At 57.1% G+C, this 4,972-nt stretch carries 5 protein-coding genes and 1 pseudogene; 3 read left to right on the top strand and 3 right to left on the bottom strand.

Annotated elements, in window-relative coordinates; translation table 11 throughout:
* Window positions 1–342: 342 nt before the first annotated feature.
* The gene (locus ACIP66_RS20885) at window positions 343–561 is read left to right on the top strand and encodes a bacterioferritin-associated ferredoxin (RefSeq protein WP_003227725.1); all 219 of its coding nucleotides are present in this window, start codon (window positions 343–345) and stop codon (window positions 559–561) included.
* 201 nt (window positions 562–762) lie between these two features.
* A complete protein-coding gene (bfr, locus tag ACIP66_RS20880) occupies window positions 763–1,236 on the top strand; it encodes a bacterioferritin (protein WP_042560739.1) in 474 nt (157 codons plus the stop codon).
* Between the two features lie 213 nt (window positions 1,237–1,449).
* Here bfr and grxD read toward each other — a convergent pair whose 3' ends face one another.
* From grxD to ACIP66_RS20865, 3 genes are all read right to left on the bottom strand, one after another.
* Window positions 1,450–1,791 (bottom strand): Grx4 family monothiol glutaredoxin, encoded by a 342-nt coding sequence (gene grxD, locus ACIP66_RS20875; protein ID WP_007916674.1) that lies wholly within the window; start codon window positions 1,789–1,791, stop codon window positions 1,450–1,452.
* A gap of 97 nt (window positions 1,792–1,888) precedes the next feature.
* Window positions 1,889–3,994 carry a molybdopterin oxidoreductase family protein gene (locus ACIP66_RS20870; protein WP_400650504.1) on the bottom strand — a complete coding sequence of 702 codons (2,106 nt, stop codon included), beginning with the start codon at window positions 3,992–3,994 and terminating at the stop codon, window positions 1,889–1,891.
* Between the two features lie 134 nt (window positions 3,995–4,128).
* Window positions 4,129–4,419: a hypothetical protein gene (locus tag ACIP66_RS20865; protein ID WP_053123421.1), complete on the bottom strand. Its 291-nt coding sequence runs from the start codon at window positions 4,417–4,419 to the stop codon at window positions 4,129–4,131.
* 403 nt (window positions 4,420–4,822) lie between these two features.
* On the opposite strand from ACIP66_RS20865, the pseudogene ACIP66_RS20860 reads away from it, so the two are divergent.
* A pseudogene (locus ACIP66_RS20860) lies at window positions 4,823–4,972 on the top strand (ornithine carbamoyltransferase); the annotation flags it as partial.

Genomic DNA, 4,972 nt, shown 5'->3' with positions numbered 1-4,972 from the left:
GGGCTTGTTTGCCTACGAGTACGCTCATTGATATCTCCTGGTGTAGAAACTTGAAGTTCAGGGTTTGCGCCAGCCTGCCATCCTCAGACGACAGCCCTGTGACACGAACCCCCTTCGCAAGGGCCGACCATCATACACTGCGAATTTGGCCTGTCCTTAACGGTTTTTTAAAGCAGGCGCAGAACCGTGCTGCATTTACAGGGCCAGGCAAATAGCCAGCAAATACCGTTCGTCAGTCGTAGCTGTTAATCCGCTGAAGCGGTCGGAAAGCACTTTGACAATCATTCTCGTTAACATTAAGATCCATCGCAATTGAGTCACAACCAGCGACGGTTCTCACTTATGTATGTTTGTCTCTGCACTGGCGTCACCGACGGACAGATCCGCGAAGCGATCTATGAGGGTTGCTGCAGCTATAAAGAAGTTCGTCAGGCCACCGGCGTCGCCAGCCAATGCGGCAAATGTGCCTGCCTTGCCAAGGAAGTCGTTCGCGAAACCCTGACCAAGCTGCAAACCGCCCAGGCCGCGATCCCCTATCCGGTAGAATTTACTGCTGCGTAATAACACCCCATTTCAAAGAACCGGACTTATGTCCGGTTTTTTTATGCCTGTAAATCAATTGCTTAGGCTCCAGACGCGGAACACAAACATTCTTATTCCGATTAATTTTCATATATTATTCAATAACTTAGGTTTGACACTTATAAATACGAAGCTCAAACTCTGCCGTATATACAGCGAATACAGGGCAGGACTCCGATCATGAAAGGCGACATTACAGTCATCCAGCATCTCAACAAGATCCTTGCCAATGAGCTGGTCGCGATCAATCAGTACTTCCTGCATGCGCGCATGTATGAAGATTGGGGTCTGAACAAGCTCGGCAAGCACGAATACAAAGAATCCATCGACGAGATGAAGCACGCGGACAAGCTGATCAAGCGCATCCTGTTCCTCGAAGGCCTGCCAAACGTGCAGGACTTGGGCAAGCTGCACATCGGCGAGCACACCCAGGAAATGCTGGAGTGCGACCTGCGCATCGAGAAGACCGGCCACGCTGACCTGAAAGCTGCGATCGCACATTGCGAAACCGTCGGTGACTTCGGCAGCCGTGAACTGCTCGAAGACATTCTTGAATCCGAAGAAGAACACATCGACTGGCTGGAAACCCAACTGGGTCTTATCGGCAAAGTCGGTCTTGAGAACTATCTGCAATCGCAGATGGGCGAAGAGTAGAAGCTGCCGCAGGCTGCGATCTTTTTAGATTGCACCGGCAACTCGCAGTAACTTTTCGGACGCACTAAAAAGCCCCGCCCTTTTTCGAGGTGCGGGGCTTTTTATTGGCTTTTCTGTAGGAGCATGGCTCGCCAGCGAAGAAAGCGCCGCGGTGCTACAGACACACCGCGTGATCGTTTTTCGCGAGCAAGCTTTGCTCCTACAACAAAAGCATCAGGCTTCGGACTTGTTCGCCGCAGCCGCTTCAACAGCCGACTTGATGGTGGTTTGCAGCGAACCGTCTGCAGCCATCTCGGTCATGATGTCGCTACCGCCGACCAGCTCACCGCCAACCCACAGTTGTGGGAAAGTCGGCCAGTTGGCGTACTTAGGCAGGTTGGCGCGGATTTCCGGGTTCTGCAGGATGTCCACGTACGCAAACTTTTCGCCACACGCCATGACAGCCTGCGCAGCTTTCGCGGAGAAGCCACACTGTGGGGCATTCGGCGAGCCTTTCATGTAAAGCAGAATGGTGTTGTTGGCAATCTGCTCTTTAATCGTTTCGATGATATCCATGGAGCACCTCGGCTGAACTTTCCGACTCACGGGTCGGCACGGTGACGCATTGTAACGGAATCCCGAGCGCCATGCTCGGTCTCCCCGACGGTCACGTTCAAGCCGCCGCCACGGTGACCGGCACGCCGTTCAACGCGGCATTCCCGGACAATTCGTCGAGCTGGCACTCATCGGTCAGGTCATTGGCGCTCGAACCTGGCTGGCCACTGGCAATCGCCATCTGCACACCCGGGCGCGCATGGCCCCAACCGTGCGGCAGGCTCACCACGCCTTTCATCATGTCCAGACTGCCGAGCACTTCCACTTCAATCTGCCCGACCCGCGAACTGACGCGCACCCACTGACCATCGTTGAGCCCACGACTGGCGAGATCGTCCGGATGCATCAGCAACTGATGGCGCGGCTTGCCTTTCACCAGCCGGTGATAGTTGTGCATCCACGAATTGTTGCTGCGCACATGTCGGCGGCCAATCATCAACAACTCGTCGGCGGCCGGAGCTTGCAGCGCGGCAAACCGTGCGAGGTCAGCGAGGATCTCTGGCGGCGCGGCCTTCACGTGCTGGTTCGGCGTTTTCAGGCGCGGCGCCAGATTGGCTTTCAACGCGCCCAGATCAATGCCGTGAGGATGATCGAACAGTGTCGCCAACGAGAGTTTCTGCTCGGAGGCGTCACCGTACATGCCCATCCGCAGGCCCATGTCGATCATCTTCGCCGGTGGCATGGTCGGTTTCAGCTCCTTGCCGGTTTTCTCGGCGAATGCTTTGGCCAGACCGACAAAGATCTCCCAGTCATGCAGCGCGCCCTCAGGCTTGGCGAGGATAGCGCGGTTGAAGCGAGTGACATTGCGCACCGCGAACAAGTTGAACGTGGTGTCGTAGTGATCGTTCTCCAGTGCCGACGTCGACGGCAGGATCAGGTCGGCGTAACGCGTGGTTTCGTTGATGTAGAGGTCAATGCTGACCATGAACTCCAGGCCATCCAGCGCCTGCTCCAGTTGTCGCCCGTTCGGCGTCGACAAAACCGGGTTACCCGCCACGGTAATCAGCGCGCGGATCTGGCCTTCGCCTTCGGTGAGCATCTCTTCGGCCAGTGCCGAGACCGGCAGCTCTCCGCCGTATTCAGGACGCCCGGAAACACGGCTTTGCCACTTATTGAAATGCCCGCCCGACGTCGACGCCACCAAGTCCACGGCCGGCTCGGTGCACAGCGCACCACCCACCCGGTCGAGGTTACCGGTAACCAGATTGATCAGTTGCACCACCCAGTGGCACAGAGTGCCGAAGGTTTGAGTCGAAACGCCCATCCGGCCATAGCAAACCGCACTCGGCGCCGCAGCAAAATCACGCGCCAGTTGGCGGATCTGCTCGGCGGGAACGGCGCACAGCGGGCTCATGGCCTCGGCGGTGAACGTCTCCACCGCAGCGCGCACGTCGTCCAATCCATCGACCGGCAAATGACTGTCGCGTGTCAGGCCTTCACTGAACAATGTGTTGAGCACACCAAACAACAATGCGGCATCGCCACCGGGGCGCACGAACAAATGCTGATCGGCCATCGCCGCCGTTTCGCTGCGCCGTGGATCAACGACCACGACTTTACCACCGCGTGCCTGGATCGCTTTTAAACGTTTTTCAACATCTGGCACGGTCATGATGCTGCCGTTAGAGGCCAGTGGATTACCGCCGAGAATCAACATGAAATCGGTGTGATCGATGTCTGGAATCGGCAGCAGCAAGCCGTGGCCGTACATCAGATAGCTGCTCAGGTGATGCGGCAACTGATCGACCGAGGTCGCCGAGTAGCGATTGCGCGTTTTCAGCAATCCAAGGAAATAATTGCTGTGGGTCATCAGCCCGTAGTTGTGCACGCTCGGGTTGCCTTGATAGACCGCCACCGCGTTCTGCCCGTGACGCTCTTGAATCGCCGCCAGTTTCTCGGCCACCAGCGCAAACGCCTCGTCCCAGCCGATCGGCAACCATTCGCTGCCAACGCGGCGCATCGGCTGGCGCAGGCGATCCGGATCATTCTGGATGTCTTGCAGCGCGACAGCTTTGGGACAGATATGGCCACGGCTGAAGGTGTCGAGCGCATCACCCTTGATCGAGGTGATCGCAACATTGCCATCGGTTTCAGTGGTCTCGATGGTCAGGCCGCAAATGGCCTCGCACAGGTGGCAGGCACGGTGATGGAGAGTCTTGGTCATGGCCAGTCTCTGTTTTGTTCTGGGCGGGCAATGACGCCCGCGGGAACAAAACTATGGCCCCGTCGCGGGTCAGGCGCCAGCGACGTTCGTCTTGTGAATCGACGGCTATCAGGTGCGCCGATAGACCGCCTCGCTCAACTGGAGGGCAGTTGCGGCGGCGCGGCCAGCTGGATTTCCTGGATGGTTTCGATCTGCTCGTGGGCGACGTGTACGCCGGTGAGCTCGCCGATCAATCGCCAATGCTCGTCGAGCCCGGCACTGATGGTCGCCATGCGGTCAATCATATGGCGGCCGGCGGATTTGACCACGTCGTCTTCGCTGCGCAGCAGCTCGAAGGACATTGAGGTCATTGACGCGGTGAGATGGGTCAGAGAGCGAGCCGTGTGGCCCAGCAATTCCATTAACAATTTTTCTTTCGATTCCATGCGGAGGCTTCCTGCGTCGCTCGAAACTTATTTATAACCCAGCACTTTGCTTTAGCAAATGTTTCAACCTGAGCATCCGACCAAGTGATGGCATGCCGCCACGGTCGTAAACCGACTCAAGCGACCCGATCCCCGCCACGGCGGATTGCCAAGGCCGGCGAGGCCAGTGTACAAAGGGACTCGCTGCTGTCCTGAACCCGGCTTCAAATGCGCGACTGCAACATCCTGTCCGCTCTCGGAATCCCGCAAAACCGTAGCCTATTGGAAAAACGCGACATTTAATGTCAATATCGCGCCTCCCCCTATTTCGTCGCCCCGTGCGGCTTACGCCGCAGGTCTCGCCCGTTGTTCCGTTAAACAAGGCTTTGAGCATCTGCGGTTTGTAGCAAAAAGGTAGTCAATGATGAGCGCAAGGCACTTTCTCTCCCTGATGGATTGCACGCCCGAAGAGCTGGTCAGCGAGATCCCAAGACCCGGTGAGATCAAGGACCTGCGAAACCGCGGCGTACTGTTCGAGCCTCTGAAAAACAGCGAGATCGGCAAGATCTACGAG

Source organism: Pseudomonas sp. NPDC088429, assembly GCF_044753305.1.
Taxonomy (GTDB): domain Bacteria; phylum Pseudomonadota; class Gammaproteobacteria; order Pseudomonadales; family Pseudomonadaceae; genus Aquipseudomonas; species Aquipseudomonas rustica.
The sequence above is the reverse complement of the archived record's forward strand: the minus strand, read 5'-3'. Positions and strand labels throughout refer to the sequence as shown.